The organism is Amphritea sp. GJ51-11, assembly GCF_055808735.1.
In genome coordinates this window covers 975,783-996,025 of record NZ_CM147881.1, presented here as the reverse complement: position 1 = coordinate 996,025, position 20,243 = coordinate 975,783, and the positions used below count along the sequence as shown (strand labels likewise).

Below are 20,243 nucleotides of genomic sequence, written 5' to 3'. Positions count from 1 at the left end.
TAGATTTTGTCCACCAAACTCCTCGGCTGCTGTTAGTGTGGCCCAGCCCCCTCAACATACGCCTGATAGGCGTCGGCGAAACCCTTTGTCTCTTGGACGCCGTTATCAACAATCACCGGGTGAACTTCATCACCGGTGCGGTTGAGTGGCGCTAAGACGCCCGTGCCGAGTTTACCGGCTTCGGTCAAAATCACTGACGCTAATTCGGCATTAACATCTTCTAGTCCAGCAGCGGCACAAAGCTCATCAAACTTAACCAGTTCATTCAGTACAAATTCGACGTCGGTAAGGGGGTGCTTATAATCGTTCATGATCGTTACCTGTAGTTTTCCATTTTTCAGATCTGGGCAGACAGTTCCGGCAGCGCCTCAAACAGATCGGCGACCAGTCCATAATCAGCAACAGAGAAGATTGGCGCTTCTTCATCCTTGTTGATTGCCACTATTACTTTTGAATCTTTCATACCCGCCAAATGCTGAATAGCACCGGAGATACCGACCGCGATATACAGATCCGGCGCAACCACTTTACCAGTTTGACCCACTTGCAGATCGTTAGGCACAAAGCCCGCATCAACGGCTGCACGTGAAGCACCCACTGCGCCACCCATCTTATCCGCCAGACCATACAGCATATCGAAGTTTTCAGCGTTACCCATACCTCGACCACCGGCAACAATCACTGATGCAGCGGTCAACTCTGGGCGATCCGATTTTGCTAACTCTTCTTTAACAAAACGTACACTACCGTTATCAGACACTTCGGCGACGGTTTCGACAGCCGCACTACCACCTTCAGCGCCAACCGCTTCAAACGCAGTGCCACGAATGGTCAGCAGCTTAACGCTATCATCGCTTTTAACGGTTGCAATCGCGTTACCGGCGTAAATTGGTCGTTGGAAAGTATCCGCGGATTCAACAGCAATCACATCGGACAGTTGATTAACATCCAGTAGTGCCGCAACCCGTGGCAGATAGTTTTTACCGTTAGTGGTCGCCGGTGCTAGGATATGGCTGTGTCCGCTAACCAATGCGACGATTAATTTGCTGATATTCTCAGCCAGTTCATGTTCATAGGCAGCATTATCGGCCAGCAATACTTTGCTAACCGATGGGATCGCGGCAGCAGCATCAGCTACAGCCTGACAATTAAAACCGGCTACCAGTAGCTCAATATCGCCACCGATCTCTTGTGCGGCAGCCAAAGTATTCAGCGTAACAGGCTTAAGTGCGTTGTTATCGTGTTCTGCAATTACCAGAATAGTCATCAGTCGTCTCCTTAAAGAACCTTCGCTTCGTTTTTCAGCTTATCTACCAACTCGGATACCGAGGCCACTTTAATACCCGCTTGACGCTCTGCTGGCGGATTCACAGCCACCAGGGTCACTTTGTTGTTCAGCTCAACGCCCAAGTCAGCTGGGGTTTTCACCGCCAGAGGCTTACGCTTAGCTTTCATGATGTTCGGCAATGAAGCGTAACGAGGATCGTTAAGACGCAGGTCAACCGTTACAATCGCTGGCAAATCCAGTTCCAGGCTCTGCAAACCACCATCGATTTCTCGAGTAATCTGTACCTTGTCGCCTTCAACACTCATTTCAGACACAAAGGTGCCCTGTGGATAATCTAACAATGCCGCTAGCATCTGGCCGGTCTGGTTGTTATCCGTATCAATGGACTGTTTGCCCATAATGACCAGCTGTGGCTGCTCTTCCTGCACCAGTGCTTTAAGCAACTTAGCCGCTGACAGTGAGTCAGGTGAGGTATCCGTTTCGATCTGGATACCGCGGTCAGCGCCCAGCGCCAATGCAGTACGAATCTGTTCCTGACAGCTCTTATCGCCCATAGAAACAACGATTACTTCACTCGCGACACCCGCCTCTTTTAGGCGAACGGCTTGTTCAACGGCGATTTCACAGAACGGGTTCATCGCCATTTTAACATTTGCCAGATCAACATCGCTGTTATCTGACTTAACACGTACTTTCACGTTGTAGTCGATTACACGTTTTACCGGGACAAGTATTTTCATAGCACTCACTGTTTATGTTGAGGTTTTATTGCGTTCTAGTTTGCCTCTGCAAGCAAAGAACAACAATAACAAAAAAAGCCTTAAAGTTGATATTTTCGGACACACATACCCGTTCAATTTCGGACAAGTCTGTTAATATCGGAAAAACAAAACCATTATAGGACAGTCATCACAATGATGCCGGACTCTTGAGATGAGCTACAGCCACCATTCAGTTTCTATCCATTTTGCCAATGCCATGCTCAAAGGCGCCCGTTTAAAAGGCCTTAATGAGCAACAGCTGATGCTCGAATCCGGCCTCAACCGCGAACTGTTGAGCAACCAGGAAGTCCGCATCACACCTATGCAGTTGAGCCGACTAGTACAGTCTATTCAACGGCACGGCGATGATGATTATCTCTGCCTCGGCAGTCAGCCGTCCCGTAATGGGGTATTCGGGGTGATGGCTAAACTGGTGATCCACAGCACCAATCTTAGAGAGGTGTATAAACATGCGGTTCACTTTTACAATTTAGTGGTGCCCGCTTCACACCTAAGCTTCAGCGAAGCCGGCGACACCGCCACCTTTACACTGACCCTGACAGATCCGAGCAAAGACCCCGATTTTGCACTGCTCGATTTTCTCTTGTTACTCTGGCACCGCTTCCCTAGTTGGATGATCGGTCAACGTATCCCACTTAAGCAGGTGTCCTTTCGTCATTCAAAACCGGCCCACTTTGAGGAATATCGGCTGATGTTTCCCTGCCCTGCGGTCTATGATCAGCCGAACAATAGCTTTTCATTTGACCGTTCGATCCTCAGCGCGCCGGTAGTGCAAACCCAACAAAACCTCAGTAGCTATCTTCGCCGGGCCCCCTTAGACTGGTTTAAGCGACAATCCTACTATCCAGTTTACACCCGTAAGGTGATCGATTATCTAGAAAGTTCCGATTCTATGGCTGATACCAGCATGGAAGATATCGCCGGCCAAATTCACACCACCACCCGCACCCTTCGCCGTAAGCTTGATGAAGAGGGCACCAGCTTTCAAGAACTAAAAGACAGTGTGCGCCGAGACGAGGCGATTCACCTACTCAGCCAACCCAATCTGCCGATCTCGCGTATTGCCAGAATGCTCGGCTTTGCAGAATCAGCCGCCTTCACGCGGGCATTTAAGCACTGGACCGGTATCTCCCCTAGCACCTATCGTAAATCAAAGGGTTGATATTAAGTTTACGCTTCTACCACGGTAGTCAACATTGATACTCGTCATGGATAAGCCTCTGTGCTGACTGTCCGATTAAAACAAAACACTGACTCCAAATGCTATCGTCAAATCAGCCGTGAGAAACCATAATCTATTGCACCCTTAGCTAGCCAAGATAGTTTTGGTTTGTTGTTAGCGAGTTGGTTCCTACCCTGCGAACCAATATTTCCGACCGGTTCTGCCTAGGCAGAGCCGGTTTTTTTATAGCGCGCTTAACTTACAAGATCACGATAAATACTCCGACAATCACGCTCAGCCTTGTTTGGCGAGCGACGACAAGGGTATGAAAGCCGCGAACTAAGCGACACGCACCCTATGCATGCCACTGCCAATTTCACGAATTACCAGCGTCCGCTCATGATCGGAATACAGCGCCTCAGGTTGTCTTAGATGCAGTAACTCGGCCAATAAATTACCTAACGAACAGGGACTCCCCTCTTCTCGGCGGGCAATAAAAATCAGATCGGGGTGATCGACGCGAATAACGTCAATGAATAGCTCGACCAGCTCCATCGGTCCTAAATTAATATCAACCTCTCGTACCACTCGGCAATCTACGCTTTGACGCTGCAATATTCTCCCTTGAGACTCATCGAGAGACTGTCCTATTACGACAACTCTCACTTGATCGGCCTGACCACTCCGCCTTAATTTGAGCGCTTCATTGATACTCGCCCAAGCCTGTCGACTCAGCAAGCGAGATTCATCAACGGCGTCCGGCGTCAGTATGACGGTGATCTGCATTATTATTCTCCCGTCCAACCTAAAAAATCAAGGGTCAGCGTTGACCCTTGAACACGTAGACGGTTATTTCAGATCTTTAGCTTTGTTACGCAACAAAAACTTCTGGATTTTACCGGTAGAGGTTTTTGGCAGATCGCCCACAACCACCCGTTTAGGGGTTTTGAAATGAGCCATGTTTTCACGACAGAAATCAATAATCTCCTGCTCGGTCACGACCTCACCATCAGTGGCGGTAATAAATGCACAGGGCGTTTCACCCCATTTTTCATCTGGGCGGGCGACAACGGCGGCATCCTGAATTTTCGGATGACGGTACAACACATCTTCAATTTCAATACTGGAAATGTTTTCACCACCAGAAATAATGACATCTTTGGAACGGTCTTTAATTTCGATATAGCCATCCTCATGCCACACCGCCAGATCGCCTGAATGGAACCAGCCCCCTTTGAATGCTTCATCGGTGGTCGATGGGTTTTTCAGATAGCCTTTCATCACAAGATTACCCTGCATAAAGATCTCACCGATGGTTTCGCCATCCTGAGGGACTGGCTCAAGGGTATCTGGATCAGCTACCATCAAACCATCCAACATCGGTGCACGCACCCCCTGACGGGATTTCAGGCGCGCTTTTTTCGTTTCATCATACTGATCCCACTCTTCATGCCAGGCACACAGCACCGATGGACCATAGGTTTCCGTCAGACCATACACATGGGTGACTTTGAAACCTAACTCTTCCATCCCCTGAATCACAGACGCCGGTGGCGCAGCACCTGCCACCATGACTTTAACTTCATGATCGATGCCTGCTTTCATCTCGGCGGGAGAGGAATTCAGCATATTCAAGACAATTGGCGCACCACAGAAATGGTTAACCTGTTGCGTTTTTATTTGCTCAAAAATCTTATCCGCACGCACATGACGCAAGCTGACGCTAGTACCGGCTGCCGCGGCGATGGTCCAAGGGAAACACCAGCCATTGCAATGGAACATCGGTAACGTCCACAGATAAACCGGATGATGGCCCATATCCCACGAAACAATGTTACTGACGGCATTTAGATAGGCGCCACGATGATGATAAACCACACCTTTTGGGTCACCAGTGGTGCCAGAGGTATAGTTCAATGTGATGGCATCCCACTCATCTTCGGGTTTCAGCCCAGTGAAATTAACATCACCTTCAGCCAAAAAGTCTTCATAGGTCAATTCACCGATCAGCTCACCTTCATCATAGGTGGGGTCATCGATATCGATCACGAGGATCTTTTTACCGATCATTTTCAGGGCTTTATTCACTACGGTGGAAAATTCACGCTCGGTAATCAACACTTTAGTTTCCGCGTGTTGCAGAACAAAAGCGATCGCTTCAGCATCAAGACGGGTATTGATCGAATTCAATACCGCACCACTCATTGGCACACCGAAATGAGCTTCAAAATGCTCGGGTAGATTGGGTGCAATAATCGACACGGTATCACCACGGGTGATACCACGGCGAGTCAATGCGCTGGCCAATTGACAGCAACGTTGATAGGTTTCAGCCCAGTTTCGACGCACGGCACCGTATACCGTCGCGGTGCGATGGGGGTAAATTTTAGCGGTGCGCTCAAGAAAACTCAGTGGACTCAGTGCAATAAAGTTCGCTTGGTTTTGCCCCAGTGACTGATTATAAACATTCGATTGTGCAGACATTGCTATTCCCTGTACTTATTATCGACTGGCTACCCTATGGCAAACCCGTCTGGCACGCGGTAGGCGCGGTCAAATAAGCCACATCAGCGGCCCATTCCGGTTAAATCTAGGTACGATAAAGCGAACCGATACCGTTATAACGGAAAGGATAAATAACACGAAACAGCAGGAGTATTACCCAGAAACAGAGGACGCCCGCCAAGCCAAAGTAACAAATTGGCATGACAATCGTGCTGTGGATATAAGGGAGGCATCTTTACTCTCATTCGACCTTAAGTTATCGGTCAGCTTTATTATTGTTATGTGCCACACTATTTTTTGTGTGTTTGTGGCATAGTTAAAGCCTTAAGTATTGCTACAATTTGTCTGAAATATAACAAAATGTAACAAGCTATCTGAGTCGCCCGTATTTCCTTTAGAATAGCCCAACACACTGCCTGATAAGACGACCTCTATGCTTTTCAGATCTAAACTGATGCAACGCTTTTTTATCACCTTGTTAATTATCATCTCGATGATTTTTACCACGGTGTATTTTTATTCAGTGCCCGTGATCAAGAAAAAAGTCTTTGAGATTGAGCGTAATGCCAGTGGTATCGCCCTGAACAGCGTCTTCTCGCTGGCGAATAAGATGTATGCCGATACCGAGAAATACCGAAGCCAGGCGCTGGAGTCCCACAAAAAACAGCTACAAACCGTGGTTGATCTGGCCGGTTCGTTCTATGAAAGCTCACTACAGCAGGCCATCGACAGAGGTATGAGCGCAGCACAAGCACGCCAACAGGTGCTAGGGCAGTTAAAGAACTTTAAATATGGCGAAAATGACTATATTTGGGTCGCCGACTATAATGGCATCCTGATATCTCATCCAGACCCCCGCTATCAGGGACAAGATACCGGCGACCTACGCCGTACTGACGGCCTTTCAGATGTCTATGAAGTCATCAATTTAGCCCTAAATCAAGGCGAAGGGTTTTACCAATACAAGTGGCACCGACTTGATTCACAGAAATCTCTCGATAAAGTCTCCTTTGTTAAACACTACCCCCAGTGGGGCTTTGTAATTGGCTCCGGCGTTTACCTCGATGATCTGGAGGCCGATATCGAACGCATCCGCCATGAAGCCTTAGAGGAATTACGGGCCGGTATCGAAGAGATTAAGATAGCCTCTACCGGCTACCTGTTTGTCTTTGATGCCAAAACCAATATGTTGATTCACCCCAACGCCAATATCGCCGGCAGCAATTTCCCCGAATTAACCAACCCAGTCACCGGCAACGCCATCGCAGAAGATCTAATACGGATGGCGGATACCGGCCAAGAGCTGTATTACAAATGGGATAGGCCAGACGACCCCGGCAACTATCAATACGAAAAACTCTCGCTGGTACGCTATCTGCCGGGCTTCGACTGGTATATCTGCTCGTCAGTCTATGTTGATGAACTACGCAGCAGTGCCGAGCTGCTCGCCGAACGAATTATTACCATCGCCGTGATCGCTCTTTTTGTCGCCCTACTACTGATGCTGCTCTTCAGCCAATGGATCAGCCAACCGATTAAACGACTGGCAGACACGGCAGTGCGGGTATCAAACGGCGACTTATCCGCCACCAGCGGTATTCGTCGTGATGATGAAGTCGGCGTGTTAGCCCAGGCCTTCGACACCATGGTTGAACGCTTACGAGATTCTATTAATAACCTCGACAGCAAAGTGGCCCAGCGCACCCACGCGCTGGCCGAGAAAAACCAGCAGCTCATGCTCACCTCCGCCTCAATGACCCAAGCGAAAGAGGCTCTGAGCGAATCAGAACAGCGTCAACGACAGATTCTCGATGCCCTACCCGCGCAGATCGCCTACCTCGACCCGCAACTGAACATTTTATTTGTTAACCAATTATTTGCCGAAACCTATCAACAGGACAAAGCCGCCATGATTAATCGACGGTTAATCGAGGTGATTGGTAAGACCCGTTTCAGCGATATCCAGTGGCAGCTAAACGAAGCCCAACAGGGCCAACCTAGCGCCGGCGAATATAGCGAAATTTACGATCAGCAACCGATGATCTGCAAACGTACACTCATCCCCTGTTTTAATCAGGTTCATGAGGTCAACGGCATTCTTATTTTGACATTCGATATCACGACCGAGAAAGATGCCGAGCGGCAGTTAAACGAAGCGCAGCGTATGAATGCCGTCGGTCAGATGGCCGGCGGGCTAGCCCATGATTTCAATAACCTTCTCACCATCATCCTCGGTAACCTCCACTCCGTCGGTGACCGTTATGCCGAGGACGATCAACTACATCACTATCTCGAACCCGCTATTCGGGCCACCCGGCGGGGCGCCGATATTACTAGCCGACTATTATCCTTCTCCCGACGACAGCCGCTCTCGCCCATGCTGATCAACCTCGAACAACTGTTATCCGATACCATTGAACTACTGACCAGCTCGCTGCCGGCGAAGATCCACATTCAACTGCATAACCATACTCATGAGTGGTGGCCTTTTGCCGATCCAAGTCGGCTCGAAGATGCACTGGTTAATCTGGCATTTAATGCTCGGGATGCGATGCCGGAGGGTGGTGATCTGAATGTCATCACACAAAGTATCGAGGTCACTGAGCCACTGGTCATGGACGAAGCCGTGGCCCCTGGACACTATTGTGAAATCCGCATGCAAGATAGTGGATCAGGCTTTAGCGGTCAGGCACTAGCACAATGCTTTGAGCCCTTCTTCACCAGTAAAACTAATGGCACCGGGTCAGGCCTTGGATTAAGCATGGTATACGGCTTTGTAAAGCAGTCGAACGGTTATATCAGCATTCAGAATAATCTGGATCAGGGCGCCAGCGTGACGCTATTACTGCCGGCGCAAAAGGCAACGCCTGCGATACCCAATAACACCGTTAACCCGCACAGCGAGACGCCATCGAGCGATGATCATCGCAAGCTGGTCTGTCTAGTGGAAGACGACCCGGATGTCCGTGCGATCGTCCGCCAGCAGTTGCTTGACCTCAACTTCGATGTGATCGATACCCATAGCGGCGAAGAAGCCCAGCGTCTCATCCCGCTCCTACCGACCCTATATGGTTTGGTGTCCGATGTGATGTTGCCAGGTGTGCTAAACGGTATTGAGCTGGCTAACTGGCTGCATCAACAAAATAGTCATTGCAGGATCATTCTGATCAGTGGATATTCCTACCTGCAGAGTCAAGAGAAACCGATAAACCCGGCCTTCTCCTTATTAAGTAAACCTTTTGATTTAGCTGCCTTGAAAAAGGAATTTCAGGATAGCAACAAGAGATCACCGCACGTATAGCAGTCCAGCGGACTCTTTGTGAATACGGAGACATATGTGAGTAACCCGAAAACCATCTACGTCATCGATGATGAGCAGGATATCTGCCAATTAGTCAGCCACGAGCTGGAACAGTTTGGCTACGATGTACGCAGCTTTAGTACCGGGGCACAGGCCAGCCATGCGATACGCCTTCGCCCACCAGTACTTTGTATAATCGATCTCGGCCTGCCCGATATGGACGGCATGGAGTTGGTTAAACAGCTCTGCGAGCTTCATAGTATCGGCATCATGATTCTCTCTGGCCGCAATAGTGTACCCGACAAAGTGCTGGGGCTAGAGCTTGGAGCCGATGACTATATTGTGAAACCCTTTATCCCCCGCGAACTGGTGGCACGGGTTAATAGTTTAGTGCGTCGCATCACCACAGAAGCCCAACCCCACAGCGAAACCCGGGTTGCCCAGTTTGCCAATTGGCATTACGACCCGAAAACCCTCAGCCTCAGTGGCACCGAAGGACAGCAAGCCGAATTAAGCTCGGCGGAACACGAACTACTAATCAAGTTGCTCAAAGCACCAAAAACTATCCTCTCACGAGATCAACTCATGGGGGACAGTGCAGGCCCTTTTGATCGTAGTATTGATGTACGAATGTCACGCGTGCGAAAGAAAATTGAGCGGGACCCCAAAAACCCCGAGATCATCAAGACCATCTATGGCGTAGGTTATATCCTCACCACCGATGTCAGTTGGCATAGCTAATCTATTGATCAGCAAATCGACTTCAAGCCGTTGAGGTCGATCAATAAAGTGATAAGGCTACACGCACTCAAGTCATTCGTTATCACAGCCCCAATTCAGTGCAAAAAAACAACAAAATCATCCACTGATTTATCTGTCCACTGAAAAATATAACTTAGCCTAAAAAACAAACAACCTTCTCTACATTCCCCCTATAGCTGGCAATAACAAGTTTCAAGCGAATCAACAACTTCCACGATAGATTAGAAAAACTAACCATTTAGATGAAAAACAATACTTTGTCTCATCAGCCTATTCTGGATAATCTGCGCGCGTAGATTAATAACGCCCTAACAGGATGCAAATTAGAATTGGCTGCATCCGAGAAGCACTAAAACAGTGCGTATATTGGAATAGACCCATGTTAACCACTTACTACTATATCGACCTTTACAACAAACAGACTCAAAACCATCCTGAATCTGAGCGCGAATACTTTATGCGTATGGCCCGCGAAATGGAACAGATGCGTATTGCTGAAAAACGTGCTGCTAGAAAGCAACAACTGGTTTCTCTGTTTGCCGCTATCGCAAAACGTTTCAACGTAAAACGCACGCCAAACCTTGAATCACTATACGGACATTAAACAATGCCTGTTATTATGCAGCAAAGCCTGATCACCGCACCGCATCAGGCCTCGCTGCATTAATATCGACTCATCACCGTCACTGATCCTTCCTGTTTTCACTCTGCTTTTGCAACATTACCTTTTGCGACTCTACTCTACATCGCATTCCAGCTTTTCCACCCCCTTGCAACGTCAGCCCAATAGGCCCAAAGCATCACCAAGGCTTATGGCTTAACCCTCGACCAACGCAACCGATAGAACTAAACCAGCCAATATGCGCCGATAAATAGCCCCAAAATACCGCAGCGGCCTCGCTCAACGTCTTCAGCGCCATAGGCATTAACCTGTCACACATGGCATTTCATCCTCAAACTGAGCAACTCGTGCCGGTGCTTTAGCTCTATGGCTAGATTTTACCCCGCGCTTCTGTCAATATTTTAACCAGATCTCATGGATCTCGATCCATTAGCGTTACAGACAATGTCCATTGACGGCAAAACTATCAAATAGCTCCGCTGCATCCCTGCTGGTGACTTGCATCGAGTTTTATGGCTTAGAGCTGGGCGTTCACTCACACCCTGACAATCGAAGTAGGCCTCGACCATGAACATATTCTGGATACTGTTTGGCGCCATGTTGGTGTTTGTGATGCAGGCTGGCTTTTTATGTCTCGAAAGCGGCTTGGTTCGCAGCAAAAACAGCATCAACGTAGCCGCGAAAAATATCACTGATTTTATTATATCCAGCACCCTTTTCTGGGCCTTTGGCTTTGCCTTGATGTTTGGTGACAGCTATAACGGCTTAATCGGTACCGGCAGTTTTTTCTTTGGCGACAGCGCCTCCCCGTTACAACTCAGTATTTTTCTCTTCCAGATGATGTTTTGTGGCACTGCAGCCACGCTCGTTTCCGGTGCAGTCGCAGAACGTATGAGCTACCCCGGCTATATCATTACCACGGTGATTATCAGCCTGCTTATTTATCCTGTTGTTGGCCACTGGGCTTGGGGAGGCCTGATCAATGGCGCAGCTGCTGGTTGGTTAGCCGTCTCAGGCTTTGTTGACTTTGCCGGTTCAACCGTCGTGCACTCGGTAGGCGGCTGGGTAGCACTGGCAGCGATCATTGTCATCGGTCCGCGTATTGGACGCTTCAATCAGGATAAACGACATATTCCCGGCAGTAATATCCCCATCGCGATGCTCGGCGCATTATTGATCTGGTTTGGCTGGTTTGGCTTTAATGGTGGCAGTACTCTAGCGTGGACCGATGCCGTGCCAGGCATTCTATTAAACACCTGCTTAGCCGCCTTTTGGGGCGGTATTGCCGCCATCGTTATCAAATATATGAGCGATGGCTATATTGATATTTCACAGATTATCAACGGCGTACTCGGTGGACTGGTGGCGATAACCGCAAACTGCCATGTCGTATCGGTAGTCGATGCCGCGATGATTGGCGGCATTGCCGGTATTATCGTCGTCTATAGCAGCAACCTGTTGGAATATTTCAAGTTGGATGATGCCATCGGCGTTATTCCGGTTCACCTGTTTGCCGGTATCTGGGGCACTATCGCGGTCGCCCTATTTGGCGATCCCGTCCTGCTCGATACAGGCTTAACTAAGCCAGAACAGTTAACCACGCAATTTATCGGCATCATTGTGATCGGCCTATATAGCTTTTTAACCGCCTTCATTGCGCTAAGTTTAGCTAACAAGGTCTACCGCTTAAGAGTCTCTTCAGAGGCCGAAATGAATGGGCTGAATGTCTCTGAACACCGAGTCACCACCGAAGTGTTTGACCTGTTAACCGCCATGAATCAACAACAGATCCAATCTGATTACTCCTCTCCAGTACCAGTGGAGCCCTTTACCGAAGTCGGCCAGATCGCACAGGAATATAATCGCGTGATCGACAAGGTACAGCAGGAGATCCAAGAGCGCGACCGAGCCTTTAATGCCTTCAAAGAAAGCGAATATCGTAATGGCGCGATCCTTGAAGCGGCGATGGATTGCATTATTACCATCAACGAACAGGCTCACATAGTTACCTTTAATCCAGCCGCCGAGCAATGCTTTGGCATCACCGCCGGGATGGTTCTCGGCGAGCATTTCTTCCAGCTCTTTATGGAAGACGAGCCCCGAGCTAAAGCGCTCAAAAGCCTGTCTCAGGGCTTTACCATGGGCGAAGGGTTAGTGCTTAAACGGCATAACATTTGTAACTTAACCCGCTATGACAAAGAAACCTTTCCAGCAGAGATTGTGGTCACTCAAACCACCGACCTGAACGCCCATCGAAAACAATATACCCTGCATATCCGCGATATAACCAAACAGGTGAAGTTGCAAAACCGACTTAAATTACTCGCCTATAACGACCCTCTGACAGGGCTGTATAACCGCACCTACCTGATGCGAACCCTTGAACGGCTGATCGCTAAACATAAAGAGCATACCGGCAGTGTGGTGTTAATGTTTTTGGATCTCGACCAGTTTAAACGCATCAACGATACATTAGGTCACAATGCTGGGGATATCTTACTGCGTGAAGTCGCGGCCCGTTTAAAAACCATTATCCGCGACTCAGATTTGGTAGCGCGCTGGGGCGGCGATGAATTTGTCGTCGTCTTATCCGGTCAACTCGACGAACAAGCGGCCAGCAAAAAAGCTAATGAAATACTCAAGGTTATGCGCGACCCAATCACCCTGCTCGATAATGCTCTGACCGTTCTCACCAGTATCGGCATTGCTATCTCGGTTGACGGCGAGGTAAATGCCGACCGCTTATTGCAACATGCCGACCTAGCGATGTATCAGGCCAAAAGCAATGGCCGCAACACCTATAGCCTCTTTCTTCCGCAGATGGAACAGGAAGCTCAACTGCACTCGTGGATAGAAAACGAACTACCCAATGCGATGCTCAATCACCAACTGTATCTACAGTACCAACCGAAAGTCTGCTGTGTCAGTAACAAGATTGTCGGCTTTGAAGCCCTGCTAAGGTGGCAACATCCCGAACATGGTTTTGTCTCCCCGGCCGAATTTATCCCCGTTATTGAAAACACCGGGCTGATTATCACGGTCGGCGAATGGGTTATCTCACAGGTCACGCAACAACTGGCTCACTGGCGCCAAGCGGGCATCAACCTACCGGTTGCCGTGAATATCTCGGGCTACCACTTACATTCACCAACCCTCGTGCCCTTTCTTGAAGGCTGCCTTACCGAACATAACCTTGACCCTGAGCTGATCGAAGTCGAAATCACCGAGGGGGCGTTAACGGGCAATAGTGAAGAAAGCATCAATGCCATGCAGGCGTTAAAGAAGATTCACATCAAACTGGCGATTGATGATTTTGGTACCGGTTATTCATCCCTTAGCTATTTGAAAAAGTTTCCGGTGGATATCTTAAAAATTGACCGCGCCTTTGTCCGCGAGTGCTATTCAAACCGGGATGATGCCGCAATCTGTAAGGCTATTATCAGTTTGGCCAAGAGCCTCGAGCTAGAAATTGTCGCCGAGGGCGTCGAAAATCAAGCCCAGTTATCCTTTCTGGGCTTTCAGGGTTGCGATGTTTATCAAGGCTTCTACTTCAGCAAAGCGATCAACGCTGACGAAGTGGCCGCACTGGTCATGATGCCTGCCGCAAACAGTCCTGCCTGAGCAGGCCGAAAAACATTCAGTTAAGTTCGGATACGATAACCGGTACGAAAGATCCACCAAACCGTGGTCAGACAGATCAACAAAAATACCAACGTCATTCCCAAGCTAACCGCAACATTCACATCCGCCACACCATAGAAAGCCCAACGAAAACCGCTGATAAGATAAACCACAGGATTAAACAGCGTCAGGGTTTGCCAAGGCTGTGGCAACATACTGATCGAGTAGAACGCGCCACCTAGAAAGGTCAGCGGCGTAACCACCATCAAGGGGATCACCTGCAGTTTCTGAAAGTCATCGGCCCAAATACCAATAATAAAACCGAACAAGCTAAAGGTGATGGCCGTCAGGATCAAAAAAGCCAACATCCAAAAGGGGTGCTGGATATGATAATCAACAAAAATCTGAGCCGTCAAAAGAATCAATAAACCGAGGGTGACCGATTTAGTCGCCGCCGCACCGACATAGCCGATAACAATTTCCATCGACGATACCGGAGCAGACAACACCTCATAAATGGTGCCAGAAAACTTAGGGAAGAAAATACCAAAGGAGGCATTGGAGATACTCTCACTCAACAGCGATAACATCACCAGCCCGGGAATAATAAAGGCACCGTAGCTGATGCCATCGATATTTCCCATCCGCGAGCCAATCGCGGTGCCAAAAACAATAAAATAGAGGGATGTGGATAACACCGGCGAAGCGATACTCTGCATTAAAGTACGAAAGGTGCGCGCCATCTCAAACTTATAGATCGCCCGAATTGCATACAGATTCATCTTACTGCTCCTTCTCATGAACCAAGCTAACAAAGATATCCTCTAGCGAGCTTTCACTGGAATTAAGATCACGAATTTCCAACCCCTGAGCCGTCAGCTTACGTAATAATCGAGCGATACTGTCGCCGTCCTGACGGCTGTCATAGCAGTAGGATAGATTACTGCCATCCTGATCCAGCTGCAGATTAAACTCCGCTAATTCCACCGGGATCTCACTGATCGGCTGTTGCAGACGAATACTCAACTGCTTACTGCCGAGCTTATCCATCAGCGCCTGCTTCTCTTCAACCAACAGAATCTTACCTTTACGGATCACCCCGATCCGATCGGCCATCTCTTCTGCTTCTTCGATATAGTGGGTAGTAAGAATAATCGTCACGCCCTGCTCCCGCAGTTCGCGCACCATCTGCCACATATCTTTACGCAACTCGACATCGACTCCGGCGGTGGGCTCATCGAGAAACAGAATATCGGGTTCATGGGACAACGCTTTGGCGATCATCACCCGACGTTTCATGCCTCCCGATAGCTCACGCATCTGGGCATCTTTCTTATCCCAAAGGGACAACTGGCGCAGCAGTTTTTCGATATATTGAGGGTTGGCGGGTTTACCGAACAGACCGCGACTAAAATTCACCGCCGACCAAACATTTTCAAAAGCGTCACTACAGAGCTCTTGCGGTACTAAGCCGATCTTACTGCGGGCTGCGCGATAATCCTTGACGATATCAAAACCATCGGCCAAGACCGAACCTTCAGATGGACTACTAATACCACAGATAATACTGATCAGGGTTGTTTTACCCGCCCCATTAGGCCCCAACAAGGCAAAGATCTCTCCTTGGTGAATATCCAAGTCGATCCCCTGCAGCGCAGTAAAACCGGACGCATAGGTTTTGGTCAGCCCGCTCACGCGGATAATGGATGGCATGATAAACCCTCTGAATCAGATAAGAGCCACATAATAACTGCTGAGCGGTTAAGACTATAGTGATTAAGGGGGAGATTTAACAACAAAACGATACGGGTTCGACAATAAGAACGGCCTGAATACAATCAGCCAGGACTCCGCCGTCATACTTATACCAACGTCAACAAACTCAACATCAAGGTCACGCTGAAAAACGCCAACCCCGTGGTAATCAGTAACACCCCTGAACAGAATACCTGGTGGCCATATTTACTACCGAAAATCGGGTAGACACTCAGCATCGGTGAGGCCGAAAAGATCACCACCGCTTGCTTTAAGTTATGGTCCATATCCGGCACCACAAAAATCACCAATAATAAGGCAATAATCGGCTGTAACAACAACTTACAGAACGCAATCAGGCTAACCTCTTTTAAGCTGGCGGTCACCTTCGCACCGGCCAAAGAAGCCCCGATAATAATCAACGCCATTGGTGCCGCAGAACCATTCAAGATTTGCATCGCCCGATCAAGAAACTGTGGTAATTGAAAGCCAATCAAAGACACTAAAATACCGCTGATCACGGCAATAATGATCGGGTTTTTAATCAACCGTAGCGCGACTGTCACTAGCAGTTTTTTCAGGTCTGCCCCCTGGTCTTCACGGGCTTCCATAAACGCTAATGCTAACGGGAATAAGACGATATTTTCCACCAACAGACACATCACCAATGCCTGAGTTGGGGGCTGATCAAAATACTGTAACGCCACTGGAAAACCGATAAATACACTGTTGGGCATCGCGCCGCCCATGCCCTTCAATCCGGCGAAACTAAGACTGTCCCCACGGACCATTCGGCTAATAAAAAATACCGCTAAAAATGATCCAACACCGGCGACGGCATAGACCATTAAATACTGACTATCGACGATCTGCCCCATATCCATCTGTGTCAGTTTATGGAAGATCAGCACTGGCAACGCGAGATACAATACAAAGCTGCTCATGCCCGGTAAAGATTCCCTCGGAATGATCCCAGTGCGCACGGCAATATTGCCAACCAAGATCAACAAGAAAATAGGGGCGGTAATACCGATCATCGTTAACATAGTGATTTAGATACCAAAAAAGGGCTATACACGGAACATGTCAAATATTTCAAGGCAGCTAACATACTGCTATACCCCTCTAGTATGCAAGCCTCACACCGCTAAACCCCGCAATAAAAACAACATAAATCGCGCCGAGAGCGACCCTATACCGTCATCTTTTAAATTGACAGATTGTGCACTCAGTGCACGAAAAAGCTATTTTTTACTGCATCAATACTACCTCGCTCACTACACGGCGCCCATCCTGAAACAGCGTCATTACCCTCTACAGCGTGCTGGCTCGGTTTAAAGCTGATTCGAGGCTTCCCCAATACGCAGCTGCATGCGTTCAACAAAGGTGGTCATTGGGCCCAATGAGAAGATGCAGCTAGATTCAAGCGAATCATATTAGACTTTTGGCAACATTAATGGCCGATGAGGTTATTGATCAACTGAACAACCTCATTGCTATCAAACCATTATCAAATTTTAATAGTGATTAAAAACTACGATTGGTCTAGGGGTTTTATAGCTGTTCTTCAATTTCCTGAATAACATCATTCATTTTAGTCAGATATTTTTTGGCCGCTTTTTCAGTGCTCATCGCTTTTGCGATATAAACCAGATTAAGACAGCCAAGCACCTCATCCCCTCGCATAATCGGCCGGGCAATCGCTGCAATGTTGCCTTCATCTCCCCAATCCTGATTATTCGCACCATAGCCCTGCTCTCGAGTTTGACGCAGCACTCGACGAACATAATCTTCATCATTAGCATAACGGCCCTGACGATCTTCCTGTTGCTGTAAGCGCGTCAGAATCTCATGCCGCTCATCTTCCGGGCAATAACTAATATAAGCGCGTCCCGTGGCCGTCATTAATAAGGGTAAACGTCTGCCAACCATATCCCGATGGAACGATAACTTACTAAAGCGGTGGGTGGTTTCCCTGATGACCATGGCATCTCCGTCTAGCGTGCAAATATCGGTCGGCCAGATAACTTTCTGCAACAGCCGCCCTAGCAACGGTGCCGCCAGTTGGGATATCCATTGCGCATCCTGAAAGCCATCACTGAGTTGCCTCACATTAATGGTCAGTTGATAACTGTCATCAGAGGGGCTACGCCGTACATAGCCTTCCGCCACTAAGGTTTCCAAGATACGCCGCACGGTGGTTCGATGAATCCCACTCCATTGTGCTAAATCACGAATTTTAGCGCCGCCATGGGCCCGATTTAATAGCTGTAACAGCGCTAAGCCCCGGCTAAGACCCCGCACTTGTTTATATTGACCAGACTCTTCAGTTTGCATCTTTTTTTATCCTTAGCACAACCAAAGCAGTGCACTTAGTGCACGCAACAACAGTTTTTAATTGTAGCCTGCTAGGTCATTTTTTTATACTGACGCCACATAATAAGTCATAAAAAATAATACCTATTAATAATAGGGGCTCGAAAAATGGATCTTATCATCGCTGTCTACTTTTTCTTGCTGGCCCTCTTTGTTGTTACTTTTTTAACGTCACCCGTGCAAAAGCAAATCCATTTAAATAGCGCTGATCGCATACCAAGCCATTTTGTAACGCCGACTCACTGTGTCAAAAATGAAAGTCTGTCTAACTACCTGACTGAATATCATTCAGTCATACGACTCTGAGGATTAAATTAATGTCGATTGACCTGGATCTCATCGCAAAAAACTTACGCCAAGCGGAACGCGATAACAAATCGATTGCCCCAATCCGGGAGTTGATTGGTGAAGACGATGCCCATGCAGCCTATCAAATTCAGAAAATGAATACTGATCACGCCTGCCTCTCAGGACGCCGCATTGTCGGGCGTAAAATAGGTCTCACAAACATCAAGGTGCAACAGCAGCTAGGGGTGGACCAACCCGACTTCGGTACGCTATTCGCTGATATGTGCTATGGCGACCATCAAACCATTCCCTTTGCCAGTGTTATGCAAGCCAAAGTCGAGGCCGAACTCGCCTTAATCTTGACCAAGGACTTACCCGAACCGGATACCACCTTTGCGGATTTAATCGATGCCACAGGCTGGTTACTGCCCGCGATTGAAGTGGTTGGTAGCCGAATCAGCGATTGGAACATCCGTTTTGTCGATACTGTTGCTGATAATGCCTCCAGTGGCGCCTTTGTCCTCGGGGATGCAACCCGCTGGCAGGGCGGTATTGATCTGGCACAGATCCGTATGACGATGACCCGCAATGGAACTGAGGTCTCATCGGGTAGCGGTAATGAATGCCTAGGCCACCCCTTCAATGCCGCCGTTTGGCTGGCACGCACCCTGAGCAAGCTCGGCCAACCACTTAAAGCCGGCGATATCGTGCTGACCGGCGCACTCGGACCGATGGTCACCGTTGAACCCGGTGATCAATTTGAAGTGCGTATCAGCGATATTGGCCGCGTCAGCACTCAATTCAGCTAGCGGCCTTAGCGCCAAAGCGCTGTATCCAGAAATTTACACATTAATGAGTTAAAGATATTCCCTATGAAAAAACTAAAAGCAGTCATTATTGGGCCGGGTAATATCGGCACCGATTTGCTCATGAAAATGAAACGCTCCGACTGGATCGAACCGGTTTGGATGGTCGGTATCGACCCTGAATCCGACGGTCTAAAACGGGCCAAAGAGATGGGCATCAAAACCACCGCTGAAGGCGTTGATGGTTTGCTGGCCCACATTATTGAAGATGATATTCGGGTTGCCTTTGATGCCACCTCGGCTTATGTCCATGCAGAGAACAGCCGCAAGCTGAACGAGCTGGGGGTGATCATGATCGATCTAACACCCGCTGCGATCGGCCCGTTCTGTGTGCCACCGGTGAATCTGGTACAGCACGCGAAAGAGTTAGAGATGAACGTCAATATGGTGACCTGTGGTGGCCAAGCGACAATTCCGATGGTCGCGGCGGTATCTAAAGTCCAACCAGTTGGGTATGGCGAAATTATCGCCACAGTCTCCTCTAAATCAGCGGGTCCCGGCACCCGTAAAAATATCGATGAGTTTACCCGCACCACCGCCAGCGCGGTGGAAAAAGTGGGTGGCGCTAAGCAGGGTAAAGCGATCATCATCATTAACCCAGCCGAGCCACCGCTGTTGATGCGCGATACTGTCCACTGTCTGACCGAAAGTGAGCCCGATCAAGCGGCGATCACCGCATCGGTTCAAGCGATGGTCAAAGAGGTGCAGAAATATGTGCCGGGTTACCGTCTGGTGAATGGCCCTGTCTTTGATGGCAATCGAGTGTCCATGTTTATGGAAGTTGAAGGGCTGGGTGATTACCTGCCTAAATACTCTGGCAATCTGGATATTATGACTGCCGCCGGACTGCGTACCGCTGAGATGTTTGCTGAAGAAGCGGCCAACGGCAATATCACCCTGCCGGCCCGCGGCTAA

General features: G+C 48.7%; 17 protein-coding genes. 7 read left to right on the top strand and 10 right to left on the bottom strand.

All coding sequences use genetic code 11. The annotated features are described in order from the left end of the window. Window positions 1-32 precede the first annotated feature (32 nt). The 3 genes from AC0L4K_RS04325 to AC0L4K_RS04315 are packed head-to-tail and all read right to left on the bottom strand — an operon-like array spanning window position 33 to window position 2,028. Window positions 33-311 (bottom strand): hypothetical protein, encoded by a 279-nt coding sequence (locus AC0L4K_RS04325; protein WP_473268335.1) that lies wholly within the window; start codon window positions 309-311, stop codon window positions 33-35. A gap of 26 nt (window positions 312-337) precedes the next feature. Further along, the gene (locus tag AC0L4K_RS04320) at window positions 338-1,267 is read right to left on the bottom strand and encodes an electron transfer flavoprotein subunit alpha/FixB family protein (protein ID WP_473268334.1); all 930 of its coding nucleotides are present in this window, start codon (window positions 1,265-1,267) and stop codon (window positions 338-340) included. An 11-nt stretch (window positions 1,268-1,278) separates the two neighbouring features. Further along, entirely contained in the window at window positions 1,279-2,028 is a 750-nt protein-coding gene (locus tag AC0L4K_RS04315) for an electron transfer flavoprotein subunit beta/FixA family protein (protein WP_417226176.1), read from the bottom strand. Window positions 2,029-2,221: 193 nt separating this feature from the next. Here AC0L4K_RS04315 and AC0L4K_RS04310 point away from each other — a divergent pair, with 193 nt between their 5' ends. After that, window positions 2,222-3,232, top strand: a complete 1,011-nt coding sequence (locus tag AC0L4K_RS04310; protein ID WP_417226178.1) for an AraC family transcriptional regulator — start codon at window positions 2,222-2,224, stop codon at window positions 3,230-3,232. Window positions 3,233-3,571: 339 nt separating this feature from the next. On the opposite strand, the gene AC0L4K_RS04305 is transcribed toward AC0L4K_RS04310, so the two are convergent. Beyond that, window positions 3,572-4,018 (bottom strand): hypothetical protein, encoded by a 447-nt coding sequence (locus tag AC0L4K_RS04305; RefSeq protein ID WP_417226180.1) that lies wholly within the window; start codon window positions 4,016-4,018, stop codon window positions 3,572-3,574. A gap of 63 nt (window positions 4,019-4,081) precedes the next feature. Then, a complete protein-coding gene (locus tag AC0L4K_RS04300) occupies window positions 4,082-5,716 on the bottom strand; it encodes an acyl-CoA synthetase (protein ID WP_473268333.1) in 1,635 nt (544 codons plus the stop codon). A gap of 454 nt (window positions 5,717-6,170) precedes the next feature. Between AC0L4K_RS04300 and AC0L4K_RS04295 the strand changes: the two genes are divergently transcribed. The 3 genes from AC0L4K_RS04295 (at window position 6,171) to AC0L4K_RS04285 (ending at window position 10,404) form a co-directional block, all read left to right on the top strand. After that, window positions 6,171-9,038, top strand: a complete 2,868-nt coding sequence (locus AC0L4K_RS04295; RefSeq protein ID WP_473268332.1) for a cache domain-containing protein — start codon at window positions 6,171-6,173, stop codon at window positions 9,036-9,038. A gap of 36 nt (window positions 9,039-9,074) precedes the next feature. After that, window positions 9,075-9,779 carry a response regulator transcription factor gene (locus AC0L4K_RS04290; RefSeq protein ID WP_473268330.1) on the top strand — a complete coding sequence of 235 codons (705 nt, stop codon included), beginning with the start codon at window positions 9,075-9,077 and terminating at the stop codon, window positions 9,777-9,779. Between the two features lie 400 nt (window positions 9,780-10,179). Next, a complete protein-coding gene (locus AC0L4K_RS04285) occupies window positions 10,180-10,404 on the top strand; it encodes a hypothetical protein (RefSeq protein ID WP_473268329.1) in 225 nt (74 codons plus the stop codon). Between the two features lie 196 nt (window positions 10,405-10,600). Here AC0L4K_RS04285 and AC0L4K_RS04280 read toward each other — a convergent pair whose 3' ends face one another. After that, window positions 10,601-10,741, bottom strand: a complete 141-nt coding sequence (locus tag AC0L4K_RS04280; RefSeq protein WP_473268328.1) for a hypothetical protein — start codon at window positions 10,739-10,741, stop codon at window positions 10,601-10,603. A 248-nt stretch (window positions 10,742-10,989) separates the two neighbouring features. Between AC0L4K_RS04280 and amt the strand changes: the two genes are divergently transcribed. Beyond that, the gene (amt, locus tag AC0L4K_RS04275) at window positions 10,990-14,043 is read left to right on the top strand and encodes an ammonium transporter (protein ID WP_473268327.1); all 3,054 of its coding nucleotides are present in this window, start codon (window positions 10,990-10,992) and stop codon (window positions 14,041-14,043) included. A 20-nt stretch (window positions 14,044-14,063) separates the two neighbouring features. Here the strand turns inward: amt and AC0L4K_RS04270 are convergent, their stop codons facing one another. The 4 genes from AC0L4K_RS04270 to AC0L4K_RS04255 form a co-directional block, all read right to left on the bottom strand. Continuing rightward, window positions 14,064-14,825 (bottom strand): ABC transporter permease, encoded by a 762-nt coding sequence (locus tag AC0L4K_RS04270; RefSeq protein WP_417226192.1) that lies wholly within the window; start codon window positions 14,823-14,825, stop codon window positions 14,064-14,066. A 1-nt stretch (window position 14,826) separates the two neighbouring features. Next, window positions 14,827-15,756: an ABC transporter ATP-binding protein gene (locus AC0L4K_RS04265; protein ID WP_473268326.1), complete on the bottom strand. Its 930-nt coding sequence runs from the start codon at window positions 15,754-15,756 to the stop codon at window positions 14,827-14,829. A 149-nt stretch (window positions 15,757-15,905) separates the two neighbouring features. Then, window positions 15,906-16,844, bottom strand: coding sequence for an AEC family transporter (locus AC0L4K_RS04260; protein WP_417226196.1), 939 nt, complete (start codon window positions 16,842-16,844; stop codon window positions 15,906-15,908). A gap of 508 nt (window positions 16,845-17,352) precedes the next feature. Then, entirely contained in the window at window positions 17,353-18,135 is a 783-nt protein-coding gene (locus tag AC0L4K_RS04255) for a DNA-binding transcriptional regulator (protein ID WP_417226198.1), read from the bottom strand. A 356-nt stretch (window positions 18,136-18,491) separates the two neighbouring features. Here AC0L4K_RS04255 and mhpD point away from each other — a divergent pair, with 356 nt between their 5' ends. Continuing rightward, window positions 18,492-19,271 carry a 2-keto-4-pentenoate hydratase gene (gene mhpD / locus AC0L4K_RS04250; protein ID WP_473268325.1) on the top strand — a complete coding sequence of 260 codons (780 nt, stop codon included), beginning with the start codon at window positions 18,492-18,494 and terminating at the stop codon, window positions 19,269-19,271. Between the two features lie 63 nt (window positions 19,272-19,334). Further along, window positions 19,335-20,243 carry an acetaldehyde dehydrogenase (acetylating) gene (locus AC0L4K_RS04245; protein WP_473268324.1) on the top strand — a complete coding sequence of 303 codons (909 nt, stop codon included), beginning with the start codon at window positions 19,335-19,337 and terminating at the stop codon, window positions 20,241-20,243.

Excerpts from the sequence above, each read along its gene's own strand:
- AC0L4K_RS04325 (WP_473268335.1), bottom strand. The coding sequence starts at position 311 with ATGAACGATTATAAGCACCCCCTTACCGACGTCGAATTTGTACTGAAT.
- AC0L4K_RS04320 (WP_473268334.1), bottom strand. The coding sequence starts at position 1,267 with ATGACTATTCTGGTAATTGCAGAACACGATAACAACGCACTTAAGCCT.
- AC0L4K_RS04315 (WP_417226176.1), bottom strand. The coding sequence starts at position 2,028 with ATGAAAATACTTGTCCCGGTAAAACGTGTAATCGACTACAACGTGAAA.
- AC0L4K_RS04310 (WP_417226178.1), top strand. The coding sequence starts at position 2,222 with ATGAGCTACAGCCACCATTCAGTTTCTATCCATTTTGCCAATGCCATG.
- AC0L4K_RS04305 (WP_417226180.1), bottom strand. The coding sequence starts at position 4,018 with ATGCAGATCACCGTCATACTGACGCCGGACGCCGTTGATGAATCTCGC.
- AC0L4K_RS04300 (WP_473268333.1), bottom strand. The coding sequence starts at position 5,716 with ATGTCTGCACAATCGAATGTTTATAATCAGTCACTGGGGCAAAACCAA.
- AC0L4K_RS04295 (WP_473268332.1), top strand. The coding sequence starts at position 6,171 with ATGCTTTTCAGATCTAAACTGATGCAACGCTTTTTTATCACCTTGTTA.
- AC0L4K_RS04285 (WP_473268329.1), top strand. The coding sequence starts at position 10,180 with ATGTTAACCACTTACTACTATATCGACCTTTACAACAAACAGACTCAA.
- AC0L4K_RS04280 (WP_473268328.1), bottom strand. The coding sequence starts at position 10,741 with ATGTGTGACAGGTTAATGCCTATGGCGCTGAAGACGTTGAGCGAGGCC.
- amt (WP_473268327.1), top strand. The coding sequence starts at position 10,990 with ATGAACATATTCTGGATACTGTTTGGCGCCATGTTGGTGTTTGTGATG.
- AC0L4K_RS04270 (WP_417226192.1), bottom strand. The coding sequence starts at position 14,825 with ATGAATCTGTATGCAATTCGGGCGATCTATAAGTTTGAGATGGCGCGC.
- AC0L4K_RS04265 (WP_473268326.1), bottom strand. The coding sequence starts at position 15,756 with ATGCCATCCATTATCCGCGTGAGCGGGCTGACCAAAACCTATGCGTCC.
- AC0L4K_RS04260 (WP_417226196.1), bottom strand. The coding sequence starts at position 16,844 with ATGTTAACGATGATCGGTATTACCGCCCCTATTTTCTTGTTGATCTTG.
- AC0L4K_RS04255 (WP_417226198.1), bottom strand. The coding sequence starts at position 18,135 with ATGCAAACTGAAGAGTCTGGTCAATATAAACAAGTGCGGGGTCTTAGC.
- mhpD (WP_473268325.1), top strand. The coding sequence starts at position 18,492 with ATGTCGATTGACCTGGATCTCATCGCAAAAAACTTACGCCAAGCGGAA.
- AC0L4K_RS04245 (WP_473268324.1), top strand. The coding sequence starts at position 19,335 with ATGAAAAAACTAAAAGCAGTCATTATTGGGCCGGGTAATATCGGCACC.